At 73.0% G+C, this 17,280-nt stretch carries 11 protein-coding genes; 10 read left to right on the top strand and 1 reads right to left on the bottom strand.

Features of this window, described 5'->3' with window-relative positions:
- The first annotated feature begins 29 nt into the window (after window positions 1-29).
- Together K7C98_RS35450 and K7C98_RS35445 are read left to right on the top strand one after the other, a co-directional pair.
- On the top strand, window positions 30-602 hold the full coding sequence (locus K7C98_RS35450) for a hypothetical protein (RefSeq protein WP_224196295.1): 573 nt from the start codon (window positions 30-32) through the stop codon (window positions 600-602).
- A gap of 83 nt (window positions 603-685) precedes the next feature.
- On the top strand, window positions 686-1,261 hold the full coding sequence (locus tag K7C98_RS35445) for a hypothetical protein (RefSeq protein ID WP_224196294.1): 576 nt from the start codon (window positions 686-688) through the stop codon (window positions 1,259-1,261).
- A gap of 36 nt (window positions 1,262-1,297) precedes the next feature.
- Here K7C98_RS35445 and K7C98_RS35440 read toward each other — a convergent pair whose 3' ends face one another.
- Complete coding sequence (locus K7C98_RS35440) at window positions 1,298-2,131, bottom strand: hypothetical protein (protein ID WP_224196293.1); 834 nt, start codon at window positions 2,129-2,131, stop codon at window positions 1,298-1,300.
- A 234-nt stretch (window positions 2,132-2,365) separates the two neighbouring features.
- Between K7C98_RS35440 and K7C98_RS35435 the strand changes: the two genes are divergently transcribed.
- The 8 genes from K7C98_RS35435 to K7C98_RS35400 all read left to right on the top strand — a co-directional run bounded on the left by K7C98_RS35435 (window position 2,366) and on the right by K7C98_RS35400 (window position 17,226).
- Window positions 2,366-6,256: a VIT domain-containing protein gene (locus K7C98_RS35435; protein WP_224196292.1), complete on the top strand. Its 3,891-nt coding sequence runs from the start codon at window positions 2,366-2,368 to the stop codon at window positions 6,254-6,256.
- An 8-nt stretch (window positions 6,257-6,264) separates the two neighbouring features.
- Entirely contained in the window at window positions 6,265-7,215 is a 951-nt protein-coding gene (locus K7C98_RS35430) for a tetratricopeptide repeat protein (RefSeq protein WP_224196291.1), read from the top strand.
- Between the two features lie 307 nt (window positions 7,216-7,522).
- Window positions 7,523-8,581, top strand: a complete 1,059-nt coding sequence (locus tag K7C98_RS35425; RefSeq protein WP_224196290.1) for a prolipoprotein diacylglyceryl transferase — start codon at window positions 7,523-7,525, stop codon at window positions 8,579-8,581.
- Window positions 8,582-9,080: 499 nt separating this feature from the next.
- Window positions 9,081-10,604: a hypothetical protein gene (locus K7C98_RS35420; protein WP_224196289.1), complete on the top strand. Its 1,524-nt coding sequence runs from the start codon at window positions 9,081-9,083 to the stop codon at window positions 10,602-10,604.
- A gap of 15 nt (window positions 10,605-10,619) precedes the next feature.
- A complete protein-coding gene (locus K7C98_RS35415; RefSeq protein ID WP_224196288.1) occupies window positions 10,620-12,149 on the top strand; it encodes a hypothetical protein in 1,530 nt (509 codons plus the stop codon).
- Between the two features lie 66 nt (window positions 12,150-12,215).
- Complete coding sequence (locus K7C98_RS35410) at window positions 12,216-13,652, top strand: hypothetical protein (RefSeq protein ID WP_224196287.1); 1,437 nt, start codon at window positions 12,216-12,218, stop codon at window positions 13,650-13,652.
- A 40-nt stretch (window positions 13,653-13,692) separates the two neighbouring features.
- Window positions 13,693-15,150 (top strand): hypothetical protein, encoded by a 1,458-nt coding sequence (locus K7C98_RS35405; protein ID WP_224196286.1) that lies wholly within the window; start codon window positions 13,693-13,695, stop codon window positions 15,148-15,150.
- Window positions 15,151-15,543: 393 nt separating this feature from the next.
- On the top strand, window positions 15,544-17,226 hold the full coding sequence (locus K7C98_RS35400; RefSeq protein ID WP_224196285.1) for a peptide chain release factor 3: 1,683 nt from the start codon (window positions 15,544-15,546) through the stop codon (window positions 17,224-17,226).
- The last annotated feature ends 54 nt before the right edge of the window (window positions 17,227-17,280 follow it).

Genomic DNA, 17,280 nt, shown 5'->3' with positions numbered 1-17,280 from the left:
CGCCCAGGTCACCCGGTAGTGCCGGGCGTATGCATATGCGAACCGTCGTCCTCTCGCTCGTCGTCCTCGCCCCGGCATGCGCGGGCGAGGACCAGCCCCTCAACCCCAGCACCATCACCGACCAGAGCGGCGCCGTGTTCGGCTGGGAGTGCGACGACGACCTCCGTTGTCGCGTGACGCGGCTCGACGAATCGCCGCCGGCGCCGGTCGATGATTGCGGGCCGGTGCTGACGCCGACCTTCAGCTACTCGTGGGGCCACATGATCGAGCTGTCGGCCGTGTGCGCCGACGACGAGGGCTGGGTCTCATTCCCCGGATGGGGTCGCTTCGTCGTCTGCGAGGCCGACGCCGACTGCCCGACGATCCAGGACGACAGCTACGTGTGCAACGCCGGCTTCTGCAAGAACGTCGACGGCGAGCAGCACTTCGACCAGCTGCCGAACCGCTGGCAGATGGAGCTGATCTGCCTCGGCGACATCCCGCGCTACGAGCCCTACGAGCCGTCGCCCGAGCTCGCCGCCGCCATCGACGAGGCCTGCCCGGGCGAGTCCAACGACCCGTGCGTCAGCCTGCCCGCCGGCTGCCGCGACCCGCGGGGCTGAGCGCCGACAGGCGCACGAACGACGCTTCCCGGCCCTCCGGCCGCCCGCCGCGCCTGCGTTCGGGAGCGTGCTAGGATGCCGCCATGCGCCGTCTCGCGGCCCTCTCGCTCGTCAGCGTCGCCTGCATCATCGGCGAAGATCCGGTCGAGGAGCTCAACCCCGAGCGGCTCACCGATCAGAGCGGGGCCGTGTTCGCCTGGGATTGCACGCAGTACAGCGGCTGCGAGCTGCGGCGGATCTCCGGATCGCCGCCGCTGCCCGCCTGCGCCGCCGGCGAGCGCCCCGGGTTCGGCTACTCGTGGAGCCGCATGATCTCGCTCGACGGCGCCTGCTCGTGGTCCTTCGTGCCCGGGTGGAGCCGCCTCGTCGTCTGCGAGACCGACGCCGACTGCCCGCAGCTCAACTTCCTGCTCGTGCCCGACGAGTTCGAGTGTCGCGCCGGCTTCTGTCAGAACAAGGACATCGCCGCCTACCCGCCCGACGAGCTGCCGCGGCGCTTCGACATGATCGACCTCTGCCTCGGCGACGAGGCCCGCCGCGCCGGCGGCTACGACGTCTCGGACGAGCTCCGGGCCGCGATCGACGGGGCCTGTCCGCCCGACGATCCCGAGAAGAAGTGCGTCTCGCTGCCGCCCGGCTGCCCCGACGTGCGCGAGTGATTCACCGCGGCGAGCAGCCCTCGCCGGCTCGCAGCGCTACGCGATCAGCCCCGAGCGCGCGTCCTCGGGCAGGTGCTCGAGCGCCGCCGCGAGCTGGTCGTGCACCGCCGCCGCGATCTTCTTGAGCAGCGCCTGCGCCTGCTCCTTGTTGCCCTTGGCGTCGACGAACGCGTCGTACTCGAGGCGGGCGAACTCCAGCATCGCCACCGGACCTGGCTGAAGGGACAGGAGCGGCCACGAGTAGCGCTCGACCGAGTGCTCGGCGTTGGGCGACAGGCGCCAGCGGTTGGCCAGCATGAAGCGGTCGTGGCCCTCGAGCGCGGTCGTCAGCGGCGCGCCGAGCTTGGTGATCACCGCGTCGCGGCTGGTGAGCAGCCGGTGCTGCAGCTTGAACGCCTCGAGCCGCTCGCGGCGGTCGTGCGGCGGGTAGCGCGGGTCGTCGCGGCGGAACGCCAGCCACGACAGGAACTCGTGGTTGTGGCGCCACGCCAGCCGCTGCGCCTCGATCTCGGCGACCAGCTTGGCGATCCGGTTGGAGTGGCGGCGCTTCAGCGACACGCCGGTCTCGGTCATCATCTCGCGGATCTCGCGCGAGAACAGCGACAGCGAGGTGTGGCTGCGGGCCTCGTCGATCGCCTCGAGCGCGAGCCCGACGCCGAGGCCGACGTGGGCCGCGATCTGGATCGTCGTCACCACGATCCGCTCGTACAGGATCGGCATCACCTGCTTGAGCTCGTCCTGCGCGACCGTGCGCGCCTTCTCGAGCGCCTCCTGCTTGGCCGCGGTCAAGCTGCGGCGCAGCTCCGCCACGGTGGGGTCGTAGGTCGGACTGTCCGCGTGCGCGAGGAAGACTTCCTTCGCCGAAGCCATGGGTCGCTAACAGTAAGCAACATCGCCGCGGCTGGCTATAACTTGGCGAGATCCGGCACGGATCATCGCCGCGACGCAGATGTAGGCGCGCGCGCGCGGCCTCGCCCCGCCGTGCGCCCCCCGCGAAGGCCCCCGAGTGTGTAAGGATGGCCCGCTGCCCCGCGTTTTCCGGGCCTAGCGCCGGGCGAGACCACACCCACGCCGCGGACGTTCCCCGCCCCGCCGGAGCCACCCATGCCGCACGCGCGACGCCTCCTCTCCTCGACCCTGTCCCTCGCGCTCGTCACCGCCTGCAACCCGCCGGCGCCAGCCGCCACCGAGGGCCCTGTAGGCCCCGGAGGTACCCCCGTCGCCCCGGCAGACGCCGTCAAGGGCGAGCCCGTCGCCGAGCTCACCAACTTCTCCGGACCGGTCGGCGCGCGCACCGAGGACCTGCCCGAAGGGACATTCCTCGGCCCCGGCGCCAAGCTGCGCGCCGGCCAGATCCTCGTCGTTCCGCGCGGCACCATCGTCGAGGTCCGGCTGAGCGGCGGCACCATCCTGCGGATCAACGAGGACACGCGCCTCACCCTCCCCGACGGCCCCGACGCCCGCGCTCTCGACGTCGAGCGCGGCGAGCTCGTCGCCATCGTCGCCGCGGGTCAGCCGCCGCTGGCCCTGCGCGCCGGCGCCGACACCCTCGACGTCTCCACCGGCGAGGCCCGCGTCCTCGCCCGCGGCGAGCGCCGCAGCTACGACGTGGTCTATGGGTCAGCCCGCCTGCGCACCGGCGGCCAGGACGTCCCGCTCGGCCCCGGCGCCCACGTCGACACCCCGCTCGCCCCGCAGCAGCCGGCCCAGCCCGAGGTCAGCATGCGCCCGCTCGAGGACACCGAGTGGTCGCGCGCCTTCGAGGCCGCCGCGCGCCTGGCCGACGGCGTGCCCCCCGGCGTCGGCAGCCTGACCGCGCGCCGCGCCGGCAGCCAGGCCGAGCTCTACAAGCTCGCGCTCGTCGATCAAAAGGTCCACGTCTCGATCTCCGGCCGGATCGCGCGCACGGAGATCGAGCAGACCTTCTACAACGAGGCCGGCGAGGTGCTCGAGGGCACCTATCGCTTCCCGCTCCCGGCCGACGCCTCGATCTCGGGGCTGCAGCTGCTCGTCGGCAACACGTGGATGAGCGCGGAGATGCTCGAGAAGCAGCGCGCCCGGGAGATCTTCCGCCAGATCGTCGACGCCACCATCCCGCGCGACCCGGCCCTGCTCGAGTGGGAGCGCGGCAACATCTTCAAGCTCAAGATCTTCCCGATCCCCGGCCGCGGCGAGCGCAAGATCCGTCTCAGCTACACGCAGGTGCTGCCGGTCGTCGGCGACAACCTGCGCTACCGCTACCCGATGACCGGCGCCAGCAGCGGCGCCAGCGGCACCGAGATCGAGAACTTCGAGTTCGCCATCGACGTCGACAAGTCGGAGCTCCCGGCCACCGGCGAGCTCGTCACGCCGATGGCCGCGCTGCAGCGGCGCGACCTCGACGGCCGCGTCGAGCTGGCCACCCGCCAGCAGCGGTTCCGCCCGGTCCACGACCTCGGCGTCGACATCCCGCTGCCGGCCGGCGAGCAGCGGGTCCACACCGAGACCCACCTCGACCGCGACGGCCAGGCCTACTTCATGCTGGCCTTCAAGCCAGATCTGAAGCTCACCGCCGGCGACCGCCCGCGCCACGTCGCCTTCGTCCTCGACCGCAGCCACAGCACCACCGCCGACCTGTGGACCGTCGCGCGCAGCCTCGTGCAGTCGACCGCCGCCACCCTGCGCGACGGCGACCGCATGACCGTGCTCGCCTGCGACGCCGCCTGCGACGTCGCCCCCGGCGGCCTCGGCCCCGCCGGCGGTTCGCACCTCGCCGAGGCCGAGCGCTTCCTCGACGCCCAGGTCCTCGCCGGCGCCAGCGACATCGGCGGCATGATGCGCGCCGCCGCGTCCGCGCTCGGCAGCGACGCGGCCGACCCGCGCGCCGCCCAGGCCGAGCGCGTCATCGTCTACCTCGGCGACGGCAGCCCCAGCGCCGGCGCGCTGGCCCCCGACGAGCTGCTCCGCGACCTCGAGCGCCCGCTGCTCGGCACCCGCGTTCAGGCCGTGGCCCTCGGCGCCCGCTCCGATCTGACCGTCCTTTCAGCCCTGGCCAAAAAGACAGGCGGCGACCTGCTCCGCGCCGACGCCAAGGACGACCTCCGCGGCCTCGCGCGCGAGCTCGGCGTGCGCGCGGCCCTGCCGGTGGCCCGCAACGTCGACATCAGCCTGCCGGAGGGCATGGTCTACAGCCACCCCGAGCAGATCGCCGGCATCCGCCCCGGCGAGACCATCACCCTCGTCGGCAAGCTCAGCCAGCCGGTCCACGGCCCGCTGACGATCCAGGCCACCGGTCCCAACGGACAGGTCGTTTCGGACAGCATCCAGGTCGACCTCGAGGCCGTCCCGGGCCCGAACGCCTCGCGCCGGGCCCACCTCCCGCGCACCTGGGTCCGCGAGGAGATCGAGGCCCTCACCGCCAGCCGCGGCCACGCCGCGCGCGCCGAGATCATCGACCTCTCGCGCCAGTACACCGTGCTGTCGCGCTACACCGCGCTGCTCGTGCTCGAGAACGACGCGATGTACCGCGAGTTCAACGTCGTGCGCCAGTCGGGCCGGACAACCGGCTGGAACGGCCAGCTCGACGCGCCGAAGGCCGACGCCAAGGGCACCGTGGCCCCGACCGGCGGCGTCCCGGTCACCACCGCGCCGGCGCCGGCGAGCGCGTCTCAACCTGTCCCGAAGGACAGCAACGATGACCCCGCGCGCGCCGCCGAGTCCAGGCCGCCGCCGGCCCCGCCGTCCGCCGAGCCGCTGGCCGACGCCGCCTCCAGCCCGAGGAAGACCAGGGGCGAGACCGCCGACAAGGCCGTGTACGACCCGCCGGCCGACGAGGCCCGCGACGACAGCCGCCGCGAGCGCACCGAGGCCAGCGCGCCCGAGCCGACCGAGGAGGCCGAGGCGGGCATCGACCTCGACGAGACGCCCCCCGCCGAGAAGGCCGCCTCGCGCCCCGCCCCGACGTCGACCCCGCCGGCCGCGCCGAAGAAGGCCGCCGAGGCCGCCAAGACCAAGGCCGACAGCTCCTGGGGCGGCGACGACGCCATGATCGCCGGCGGCGGCGGCAGCAGCAGCAGCGGCGTCGGCCGCGGCTACGGCGGTCCGCGCCCGCGCCACCCCACACCTGTCTGGAAGGTCAGCCCCGCCACCGCCCCGAGCGCCGGCAACCTGGCGACGATCGACGGCCTGCGCCGCAGCGTCGACGCCGACCCGACCAGCCGCGCCGCCCACCGCAAGTTGGTCCAGGCGGCCATCCGCGCCGGCGCCCCCGACTCCTTCACCTACGCCCGCGCCTGGGCCGAGGCCGACCCCGACCACGCCCCCGCGCTCATGGCCGTCGCCGACCTGCTCGCCGCCCGCTCCGACCCCGCGGCCCCGCGCGCCTACGCCTCCGCCGCCGAGGTCAAGCCGTTCGACCGCGAGCTCCACAAGCAGCTCGCCGACGGCTTCGCCGGCAAGGGCGACCTCGCCCGCAGCTGCGCCCACCGCCGCGCCCTCGTCAGCATCGACCCGGCCCGCGCCGGCTATCGCGTCGACCTCGCGCGCTGCCTCTCGGGACAGGGCCAAAACGACATGGCCCGAGAGACACTCAACGCCGCCCGCGCGCGCACCCCGGAGATCGCCCGGGCGGTCCGCGACCTCGACCTCGGGACCCTGCGCCCGCAGGCGCCGGACCTGCCGGGCGGCGCCGAGCTCCAGGCCAGCCTCGTGTTCACCGGCCCCGGCGACGTCGACATCGCCGTCGTCGACCCGAGCGGCCGGCGCCTCAGCGCGCTGCGCCCCCAGGGCATCGCCGTCGCCGAGTCGGCCGGCGCCGAGACCCTGGTCTACCGCAGCGTCCGCAAGACCCTGGCGATCGAGGTCTCGCGCCTCGCCGGCCAGGGCCCGGTGACCGGCCAGCTGACGCTGCGCACGCCCACCGTCACGCGCACCTACCCGTTCACCCTCGACCAGGGCAGCTTGCGCCTCGCCACCGTCGGCTACAGTCTCAAATACAATCGCTACTACTACGATTGAAGCGCCACGTGCACGCTCGCCTCACCGCCTCACTCCTGCTCGCCGCCGGCCTCGCCGGCTGCAAGCCTCCCGCGCCCGCGGCCCCGGCGGTCGTGCTCGACCCGAGCAGCCCCGAGCCCACGCCGGCCGGCGACCTCCCGCTCCTGCGCCAGAAGGCCGCCATGGGCCTCGTCGACGTCGTCCGCGCCGAGCTCGGCCCGCGGCTCGCCGACGCCGGCGACGCCGGCCCCGACCCCGGGCGCGACGCCCTCCGCGCCTTCGCCATCGAGCTCGCCCTGCGCCAGGACGACCAGCCGGCCGCGCTGCAGCAGCTGCAGGTCCTCGCCCGCGACCTCGACCGCCTCGGCCCGCGCGCCAGCGGGGCCGAGCGGGCCCGCTGGCTCATCCTCCACGGCGCGCTCCTGTGCGCCCAGCAGCGCTACGCCGAGGCCCGCGGCCAGAGCCTCGAGGCGCTCGCCGCCATCGACCTCGCGCGCGAGCCCGGCCTCGCCGGCGACGCCTTCCGCGGCCTCGCCCGCGAGCAGCTCGCCCTCGGCCAGCCCGACCGCGCGCTCACCTCGGTGCGCCGCGCCATGGCTGTCCACAAGGACAGCCTCGCCGTCTTCGAGGACGGCGTCCTCGCCGTCGACATCCTGATCGCCGCCGGCGAGCCGCTCGAGGCCGTCATCGCCGCCGGCAAGCTCTACGACGACGCGATCGCCTACGTCGGCCCCTCGACCCTCGCCCACGCCGAGGCGCTCGCCGCCGCCGCCGCCGCCACCTTCGCCTCCGGCGACCGCGACGCGTCGTCCACTTTCTTCGCCGACGCCAGCAAGATCTGGGGCGAGCTCCAGGCCACGCGCTCCGACCTCCGCCTGCCGCTCAGCGCCCGCCTCGAGCGGCGCCTCGGCGAGCTCGCCCACGTGCTCGAGCGCTCCGCCCCGGCCCCTGCCGAACCTGCCCCGAAGGACAGAAATTAATCGCGGCCCTCGCCGCGGCCATTCACCTGCCCCAAAAGACAGCTGCTTCGCGCGCCATTTTGCCCCGGTGCGTGGCCGCGCCGACCGGGCTTTTTGGACAGGCGTATAACAACCGCGGCGGTGCGGCAGGTCACTCGAATGGTCCGCGCCCGCGTCACGCTGCGGTCACGAATTCACGGGAGCGGGGCCGATGTCGCGGGAATAAAAGCCGACCGTGGATCCTGGGCCTCAGGGGATCCCCCGACGAGGGCACGCTTCGGTCGTGGACTTGAGCCGAGGGGCGCCTGCGGGTACCTTGCCGCCGACCATGTCTGGAACGACCCGCCACGCAAGCGTCGAGCTCGAGACCCCGCGTACGGGCCTCCTCGCCTTCCTCCGCGACTTCCACAACAAGACGATCCTGTTCCGCGCCGGTGACTGGATCTTCGTCACCTACGGCATGATCGCCGGCCTCGCGTTCCTCGTCGGCGTGTCCACGGCGACCTGGTACATGGGCATGGTCGGCGCCGACACGGCCCGCACCGCCGGCTTCTACCTGTTCTTCGCCATCCCCTCGATCCTCATGGTCTCGCGGCTCACGAGCATCCTGCTCGAGTGGCGCGAGCTGTTCCGCAAGCCGCTGCAGACCCTGCTCAAGCCGGGCTACATGCTGCACGGCGGCATCTTCGGCGGCATGATGGCGTTCGCCGGCTACTCGTGGTCGACCGGCATCAGCCTGCTCGCGCTGCTCGACGCGGCCGGCTTCTGCATGCCGCTCGGCGAGGCGATCTGCCGCCTCGGCTGCTACGTGTACGGCTGCTGCTGGGGCCGCCCGACCGACAGCCGGTTCGGCGTCGCCTACACCAGCCCGCACTCCAAGGTCGTCCGCTTCCGCCCCGAGCTGCAGGGCGTGAAGATCCACCCGACCCAGCTCTACGCGCTGACGGCCCACCTGATCCAGTTCACGATCTTCTACGCGCTCCTGCCGTTCAAGGTGTTCGACGGCATGTTCGCCGCGCTCTACCTCATCACCCACCCGATCATCCGCTTCGCCCTCGAGCGCTTCCGCCAGGACGACCGCGGCCAGGTCGGCCGCTGGACGCACACCAACATCTACAGCCTGATGATGATCGCCTTCGGCGTGCTCGTCCTCGCCTTCGGCCTCGCCAGCGACGCCAGCAACCTGCCGATCAACCTTCAGCTCCGCTACATCCACGTCATCGGCAACAGCGCCTCGATCTTCTACTTCGTCTTCATCTTCCTCGCCGCCTGCGCGGCCTTCGGCGTCCACTACAAGTCCGTCGGGTCGTGGCTCAGCAAGCCCTCGGGCGGCATGAAGGTCGACATCAGCGAGATGGGCATGGGCGCCACCGACCGCGATCGCTGAGCCGATCCCGACCTCGCGCGCACAGGCGGCCTGCCCCCGGGGGCGGGCCGTCGCCGTTTAATAAACAAAACGCCGCCGCGACCGGGACTGCGTGGTCCTCGCTCGCGCTGCCGCGGGCTGCGAGGCGCGAGCAGGCAGCACGCCGCGCAATTCCAGGGTCTTGCCGACCTCCCGCGCGCTCTCGATCGGCCGCGGACACTTGCCCGGCGCGCGGCCACGGGCCACCCTCAGATCGTGGCTTCGTCGGCGCATCTCTCTGGCTCGCTCGCGGCGTCTGCCGCCGAGGGCCAACCGCCCGCACTCGCGGGCGCCGGTGCGATCGCCGGACTTCGCCGCCTCGCCGCCTCGCGGGCCTCCCGGCCCCGATTTACGCCGCCGCCTGCGACCCCGACTGGCCTGACCTCGCCACCGCGATCATGCCCGACGGCGGCGCACCCTCGCACTGTCCCCCCGCGCCCGACGTGTAGGTCCCGCGGTCGACTCATCTGACCGATCGACCATGTCCCATCGTTCCACTCGCCTCGCCGCCCTGACCGCGCTCGTCGCCGCCTGCCACGAGCCGGTCCGCGACGTGCCCGAGGCGCTCGCCGGCGCCTGTCCGATCGACCAGCCCACGCGCCTCGTCGCCGCCCCGCCCGGCTTCGTCGCCGACCCCGACACCTGGTACGGCCTGCACCGCTTCGGCGATCAGCTCCTCTTCACCTTCGACGCCCTCGACGACCCCGGGCGCGTCTACTGGCGCCTCGACCGCTGCGACGGCGAGCTGGCCGAGTTCCCCTCGCTCGCGCCCGGCCTGCACAACCCGTTCAGCATCGCCACGCCCGCGGGCCGGGTCCTCTACGCCAACGACGCCCTCGGCGCCCGCCACGTCGTCGACCGCCTCGACGTCGCCGGCGACGACGAGCCGCGGCCCGTCCCCGGCCTGCCTCAAGGGACAGCCCTCAATTTCACCGGCGAGCTGTCGTCCCCGTTCGCCACCTTCGCCTTCCGCCAGGAGGGCAGCGCGCGGGTCTACCTCGCCGCCGGCCTCGGCGGCGAGACCCGCGCGATCTACACCCACGCCGGCGACGTCGACGTCCCCGCGCTGCTGCTCGGCGACGCCGTCGTCGACTACGCGCTGCTCGGCGACGCCCTGCTCCTCCACGACGACAGCGGCGAGCTGCGCCGCGTCGACCCGCTCACCGGCGCGAGCGAGCCGCTGCTCGCCGGCGTCCGTCACTTCACGCCGATCCGCGCCGACCCGGGCAAGGTCCTGTGGCAGGAGCTCGGCGACGACGTCGCCGAGACGATCTTCCTCCGCGACCTCGCCACCGGCGCGGACGTGGCGGTCGCGGTCAACGACTTCGCCCAGTCGTCGTGGTTCCGCGATCCCGAGCAGCCCGAGCTCGGCCGCGTGCTCGTCACCGCCGACGGCAGCGTCGCCGCGCTGCCCGGGCCGGGCGGTCCGCTCGTCGCCGCCGCGCGCCTCGACACCGGGGCCGCGCTCGCCGTCCCCGCGCACCGCGAGCCGCGGGGCTCGTTCGGCGGCGAGTTCAACCTCGTCCTCGCCGACGAGCCCGAGCACGTCGAGGCGCTGTGGGACCCGCTCACCGGCGCGCTGCGCGAGTGGTACCGCGGCCCGGCCGGCGACCTCCGCCTGCGCCGCGTCGACGGCGACAGCGTCGAGTACTTCGCCACCGACCCCGGCACCTCCTACACCGGCGTGCTCTGGCGCGTCGACCTGGCCACCGGCGCGCGCCGGCAGCTCGTCGCCCGCGCCAGCAGCAGCGCCGCCCGCCTCGCCGACGACCGCTACTTCCTCGCTTTCTACGGCCGCCAGCTGCCCGGCGCCCCGTTCGACGGCTCGCGCCACGCCGGCGCCTACGCCTACGACCTCAAGCTCGTCGACCCGAGCGACGGCCTCTACACCACCATCGCCGAGGGCGTCACCGCGCTCGCCTCGCTGTCCGACGAGGGCCTCGTCTACCTCGCCCCCCACGGCGACGAGCCCGGCGTGTGGGCCTATCCGCTCGCGCTGCAGTAACAAGTCTTTACGGCCATGTCTCTTCGACCAGCTCATCTCGCCGCCCTGCCGCTGCTGCTCGCAGCCTGCGGCGACGAGCCCGTGGTCCAGGAGCCGTTCGCCGCCGCCTGCCCGCTGCAGGCCCCGGTCCGCCTCGCCGCCCCGCCCGAGCGCTGGCAGCCCGGCCGCGCCCGCGTCTACCCGTTCCGCGCCCTCGGCGACCGGATCCTCTACAGCTTCGACGGCCCCGCCGACGTCGACCCCGGCTACTGGCTCGTGCACCGCTGCGGCGGCGCGCCCAGGCGCTTCACCACCTTCACCCCCGGCACCATCCTCCCGTTCGCGCTCGAGACCGACCGCGGCACCCTCGTCTACGCCGTCGACCCCGAGGGCCGCCACGTCCTGCTCGACCGCCTCGACGTCGCCGGCTTCGACGTCCCGCGACCGATCGCCGACCTCCCCGACTACGACGTCCCCGGCGGCTTCGCCGACGAGGCCGGCTACGCCCTGTTCGCCCGCGTCCATCGACCCACCGGTTCGGCCCTGCACGCCGCCGGCATCACCGCCGGCGCCGCCGTCGTGCACACCCACGACGGCGACCCCGACGCGCCCGCGCTGCACCTCGGCGACGACGTCGTCAGCCTCGCGCACCGCGGCGGGAGCCTCCTCGTCCTCACCGACGACGGCGTCCTGCGCGAGGTCGACCCGTTCACCCGCGAGGTCGAGCCCGTCCTCGAGGGCGTCCGCTACTTCAGCCTCGCCGACGACCACCGCCGGCTGATCTGGCAGGCCATCGGCGACGACGACGTCGAGCCCGTCTACCTGCGCGACCTCGAGGCCAGCGCGCGGATCGCCGCCGCCGAGTACGGCGTCGATCGCGAGATCGGCGTCAACGACTTCGCCGCCCGCTCGTGGAACCGCATGCCCGGGCAGGGCCTCGAGGTCGGCCGCTGGGTGTGGACCGGCGACAGCGCCGCCGCCGCGCTCGTCGGCCCCGACGGCACCTTCGTCGCCGCCGTGCGCAGCGACACCGGCGAGCCGCTGCAGATCCCCGAGCATCGCCAGCAGCGCGGCGCCCTCGGCCGCGATCTCGTGCTCGTCATGCCCGACCCCGACAACCTCGTCCTCGCGCTGTGGCGCCCGACCGACGGCGACCTGCGCGTGTGGTACCGCGGCCCGGTCGACGCCGCCGTCGAGCCGCGTCGGCGCGACGGCGACGCGCTCGAGTACTTCCTCGCCGACCCGACCGACGGCGACATCGGCAGCCTCCGGCGCGTCGACCTCGGCACCGGCGAGCTCACCGAGCGGGTCCCGCGGATCGGCCGCGAGTACCAGCAGCTCGACGCCCGCCGCTACTTCACCGCCGTCCGCGCCGAGCCGGTACAGACCGGCGGCGAGGTCAAGTGGACCTGGAACCTGCTGGTGTTCGACGCCGAGTCCCGCGTCTACACCACCATCGCCGAGCGCGTCGACCACTTCCTCCACTTCCCCGACCAGGGCGTCCTCTACCTCGACAGCCGCGGCCCCCAGCCCGGCCTGTGGGCCGCCCCCCTCGTCTCGCGCTGATCCCGACCACCTTTCCATTTCAACATGTTCTAATAAACATGCCCACATGGACACAGCTTGAAGGACATGTTCGTTCGACCCCTCGCGGCCGCCCTCGCCCTGGCCGCCTGCAATGACGCCGAGCTGCCCGGCTGGACCTGTCCGCTCGACCAGCCGGTGCAGATCGCCAGCCCGTCGGAGAGCTGGCAGCGCGACCCCGGGACGTACCGTCGCGCGAACCTCCAGCGCGTCGGCGACCACGTCCTCTTCAACTTCCCGGTGGGCGACCGGAGCTACTGGACCGTCGACCGCTGCGGCGGCCCCCCGGAGCGGTTCCCAGCCCCAGCGGGCATGTTCGTCTTGGCCCAGGCCACCGCCGACCACGTCGTGGCCTACGGGTCCGACGAGAGCGGTCGCCACTTCGTGCTCGACCGGCTCGACGTCCCGGGCTTCGATGAACCGCGCCCGGTCCTCGGCCTCCCCGACGAGGAGCTCCATCTCTGGCTCGCCGGCGGCGAACGGTCCCTGTACTTCGGCGCACGGCACCTGTCCGGCACCCTGGGCGAGGGGGCGGCCGGGATCGGCGGCGTTCTCTCGACTGTCTACGTGCACCATGGCGATCCAGCAGTCCCGGCCGTGCGCCTCGGCGACCAGATCGTGCAACACATCGCCGTCGACGACCGCCTGCTGGTCCACGACGACAACGGCGACCTCCGCGACGTCGACCCGCGCACCAGCGAGTCCGAGCTCGTGCTGACCGACGTGCGCCGCGTCGACGTCGTGCCCGACAGACGGCGGCTGCTCTGGCAGCAGCTCGGGGACGACCAGGTCGAGCCGATCTTCCTCCACGACCGCGACAGCGGCGAGGACATCCAGGTCGCCGTCAACGACTTCACGGCCGCCTCGTGGGACCGCCTCGATGACTTCCTGACGCGCCTGACCGGCACCTGGGCGTTCCTCCCCGACAGCTCCCACGCCGCCCTCTACGGCCCCGAGCGCACGATCGCCGCCGTCGTCCGCCTCGACAGCGGCGTCGCCGTCACACCACCCGCGGGCGCGCACCTGCGCAACGTCATCGCCGACGAGTTCGACCTTCAGTTCGCCGACGACGACGAGCTCGTGCTCGCCCGCTGGAACCCGCGCACCGACGAGCTGCGCGAGTGGTTCCGCGGCCCGCCGTCCACGTTCCTCCCGGCCCTCTTCGGCATCACCGACGACTCCGTGACCTACGCCGTCCCCGACGGCGGCGGCAGCGCCACACTCTGGCACGTCGACCTCGTCACCGGCGAGACGACCATGAAAGTGCCCCGGATCGGCGGCCAGACCGCCCTGCTCCCCGACGGCCGCTACTTCACCCTCATCTCCCCCGGCGGCTATCCCTACGACATCCTCGTCTTCGACCCCGACACCGGCCTCTACACCACCATCGCCGGCGACGTCGACGACCTCGACTTCGACCCCGAGCACGGCATCCTCCACATCGGCCCCGACGGCCTGTGGTTCTCCCCGTTCCCGCCGCGCTGAGCCCGCGAAGACATGTCTCTTGGGGCATATTTTTAAAAGCATGCGCGTCCCCGCCGCCCTGCTCGCCCTCGCCTTCGCCGCCTGCCTCGCGGAGGACGCCGAGCCGGTCGCGACCTGTCCGCTCGACCAGCCCGTCCGACTGGCCGGGCCGCCCTCCGGCTGGACGCGCGAGTCCGGCGATCGGCTGTATTTCCAGCGCGTCGGCGAGCAGCTCCTCTACGCCAAGGGCCCCTACGACGACCACAAACTGGAGTACTCGCTGCTCGACCGCTGCGGCGGCGAGCCCGAGCATCACGCACCGGACCTCCCCGGCGTGGGCCTGCGCGGTGTCATCCGCACCGCAGACCACTTCGTCCTCTACGCCGACGACCAGGCCGGCCGGCAGTTCGTCCTCGACCGCCTCGACGTCCCCGGCCTCGACGAGCCCCACCCGGTCCTCGGTCTGCCCGCCGGGAAGCTGACGACCAGCCGGGGCCAGGGCGCCATCTACTACCTCACCGAGCACCAGCCCCGGAGCACCCTCGTCAACGCGGCCGGGATCGGCGCACCGGCGTATTCCATGTACGCGCACCACGGCGATCCCGCCGCCGCCGCCGTGCTCCTCGGCGAGCAGGTCGTGCGCTTCGCCGCCGACGACGACCGCCTGCTGATCCTCCACGACGACGGCACGCTCCGCGACGTCGACGTGCGCACCGGCGAGTCCGAGCTCGTGCTCACCGGCGTGCGTCACTTCGTGACGGTGCCGGCGAGCCGGCGCCTGATCTGGCAGCAGCTCGGCGACGACCTCGTCGAGCCGGTCTTCCTCCGCGACCGCGACACCGGCGACGACCTCCAGATCGCCGTCAACGACTTCACCGCGGCCTCGTGGAACCGCCTGGGCGACCCCGCGACGGCCTCCATCGGCCACTGGCTCACCACCCCCGACGGCACCCACGCCGCCCTCTACGGCCCCGAGCTCCGCGTCGCCGCCGTCGTCCGCACCGACACCGGCGCCGCCGTCGTCCCGCCCGCCGGCGCGCGCCTGCGCGGCCTGGTCCGCGACGACTTCAACCTCGCCCTCGTCGACGACGACGAGCTCGTGCTCGCCCGCTGGGACCCGCGCACCGACCTCCTGCGCGAGTGGTACCGCGCCGCGCCCGGGGGCTCTCAGCCGAACGTGTTCGCGGTCCGCGACGACAGCATCGACTACCTCCTGTTCGACGGCCAGTCCTCCGACGCCACCCTCTGGCGCGTCGACCTCGCGACCGGCGAGACCACCGTCCGAGTGCCCCGAGTCGGCTTCTCCACCGTCCGGCTCGCCGACGGCCGCTACTTCACCGGCATCCCATCCTCGATCTACACCTTCGACCTCGTCGTGTTCGACCCCGACACCGAGCTGTACACCACCATCGCCGCCGACGTCGGTTACTTCGAGCTCGACCTCGACTTCGGCGTGTTCTACCTCGACGAGCGCGGCCCGCAGCCCGGCCTGTGGGCCGCCCCCATCCCGCCGCGCTGATCGTTCATGTCCCGAAGGACATGCTTTCACGGGCATGTTCTATGTGACATGCTCATGAGAACACGCTCCGAGCCGCCGGCCTCCGCCGCACCGTCCGTGGCGAGGCAGCCCGCCGGTCCCTGCGCGTCCCTGGCTGTCGCTCCAGACCCGCACGACGAGCGCACGCTCCTCTCCCGCCTCGCGTCGTCGACGCGGCGAAGACGTGCTCGCCGGGCCGCGCCCGTTCCGCCGCGACCGCGCTCTCGGGCCCGGCCGCGGCCTCGCGGGCCCGCAGCAGCCCGTGCGCCGCGAGTTCGCCTCGACCTCGGGCGCCGAGCGTCCGCGCGCCGTGCGCGACCTCGCTCGTTGCGGGGCTGGCGGTGACTCGCCACCTCTGCTACCTCCCCGCGGGCCGTGACCGAGCTCGCCGCCGAAGTCGCCCGTCGTCGGACCTTTGCCATCATCAGCCACCCTGACGCCGGAAAGACCACGCTGACCGAGAAGCTGCTGCTCTACTCGGGCGCGATCCAGCTGGCCGGCGCGGTGCGGGCCAAGAAGGCCGGGCGGGCCACCACCTCCGACTGGATGGAGATGGAGCGCGAGCGCGGGATCTCCGTCACCACCTCGGTGATGAGCTTCGAGTACCCGCACCCGGAGCTGCCGGCCGACGCGCCGCCGGTCCAGGTCAACCTGCTCGACACGCCCGGCCACGCCGACTTCGGCGAGGACACCTACCGCGTGCTCACGGCCGTCGACGCCGCGCTGATGGTGATCGACGGCGCCAAGGGCGTCGAGGAGCGGACCGAGAAGCTGATCGAGATCTGCCGCCTGCGCGACACGCCGGTCGTCACCTTCATCAACAAGCTCGACCGCGAGTGCCTCGACCCGCTCGAGCTGATGAGCGACGTCGAGAAGAAGCTCGGCATGAGCTGCGTCCCGCTGACCTGGCCGATCGGCATGGGCAAGCGCTTCAAGGGCGTCTACGACCTGATCCACCACCGCCTGCACCTGTTCCAGGCCCAGGGCCACGACAAGATCCAGCAGGGCATCCTGGTCGAGGGTCTGCACGACCCGCGGCTCGACGAGCTGCTCGGCGACCAGGTCGACGAGCTGCGCCAGGCCGCCGAGCTGCTCGTCGAGGCCAGCGCGCCGCTCGACCACGCCGCCTTCCTCGCCGGCAAGCAGACCCCGCTGCTGTTCGGCTCGGCGATGAACAACTTCGGCGTCCGCGAGCTGCTCGAGGCCTACATCCGCCTGGCCCCCGGCCCGCTCGCGCGCGAGGCGATCACCGGCCCCGCCGCCGCGACCGCCCCCGCCCCCGGCGAGCCGGTCCCCACGCGGCTGGTCGAGCCGACCGAGGCCCCGTTCTCCGGCTTCGTCTTCAAGATCCAGGCGAACATGGACCCGAACCACCGCGACCGCATGGCCTTCCTGCGCGTCTGCTCCGGCGTGTTCGAGCGCGGCATGCGGGCCTTCCACTGCCGCCTCGGCCGCGAGGTCGGCCTCGGCAACGCGACCATGTTCATGGCCCGCGACCGCGAGATCGTCGAGGCCGCCTACGCCGGCGACATCATCGGCCTGCCCAACCACGGCACCATCAAGATCGGCGACACCTTCACCGCCGGCGAGGTGCTGCGCTTCACGGGGATCCCCAGCTTCGCCCCCGAGCTGTTCCGCCGCGTCCTGCTCAAGAGCCCGCTCAAGGCCAAGGCCCTGGCCAAGGGCCTGCACCAGCTGGCCGAGGAGGGCGCGATCCAGGTGTTCAAGCCGATCGTCGGCAGCATGTTCGTCGTCGGCGCCGTCGGCCAGCTCCAGCTCGAGGTGATGAAGCACCGCCTCAAGAGCGAGTACGACGTCGACGCCGACTACGAGGGCATCGACTACACCACCGCCCGGTGGGTCACGCCCAGGCCCTCGACCAAGAGCAAGATCGAGGTGCAGAAGCTGCTCGAGAGCTTCCAGCACAAGAACCAGGGCAACCTCGCCCACGACAGCCACGGCGACCTCGCCTACCTCGCGCCCAACAAGTGGAACCTGGCCAAGGTCGAGGAGCGCTTCCCCGAGCTCCGCTTCAGCGCCACCCGCGAGCACACCTGAGCGCCGGCAGCGACGCCGTCGGTTGGACCGCGTGCGCCTCGGGCGCGGCCGACG

This window comes from Nannocystis pusilla (assembly GCF_020073745.1).
Classification (GTDB): domain Bacteria; phylum Myxococcota_A; class Polyangia; order Nannocystales; family Nannocystaceae; genus Nannocystis; species Nannocystis radixulma.
The sequence above is the reverse complement of the archived record's forward strand: the minus strand, read 5'-3'. Positions and strand labels throughout refer to the sequence as shown.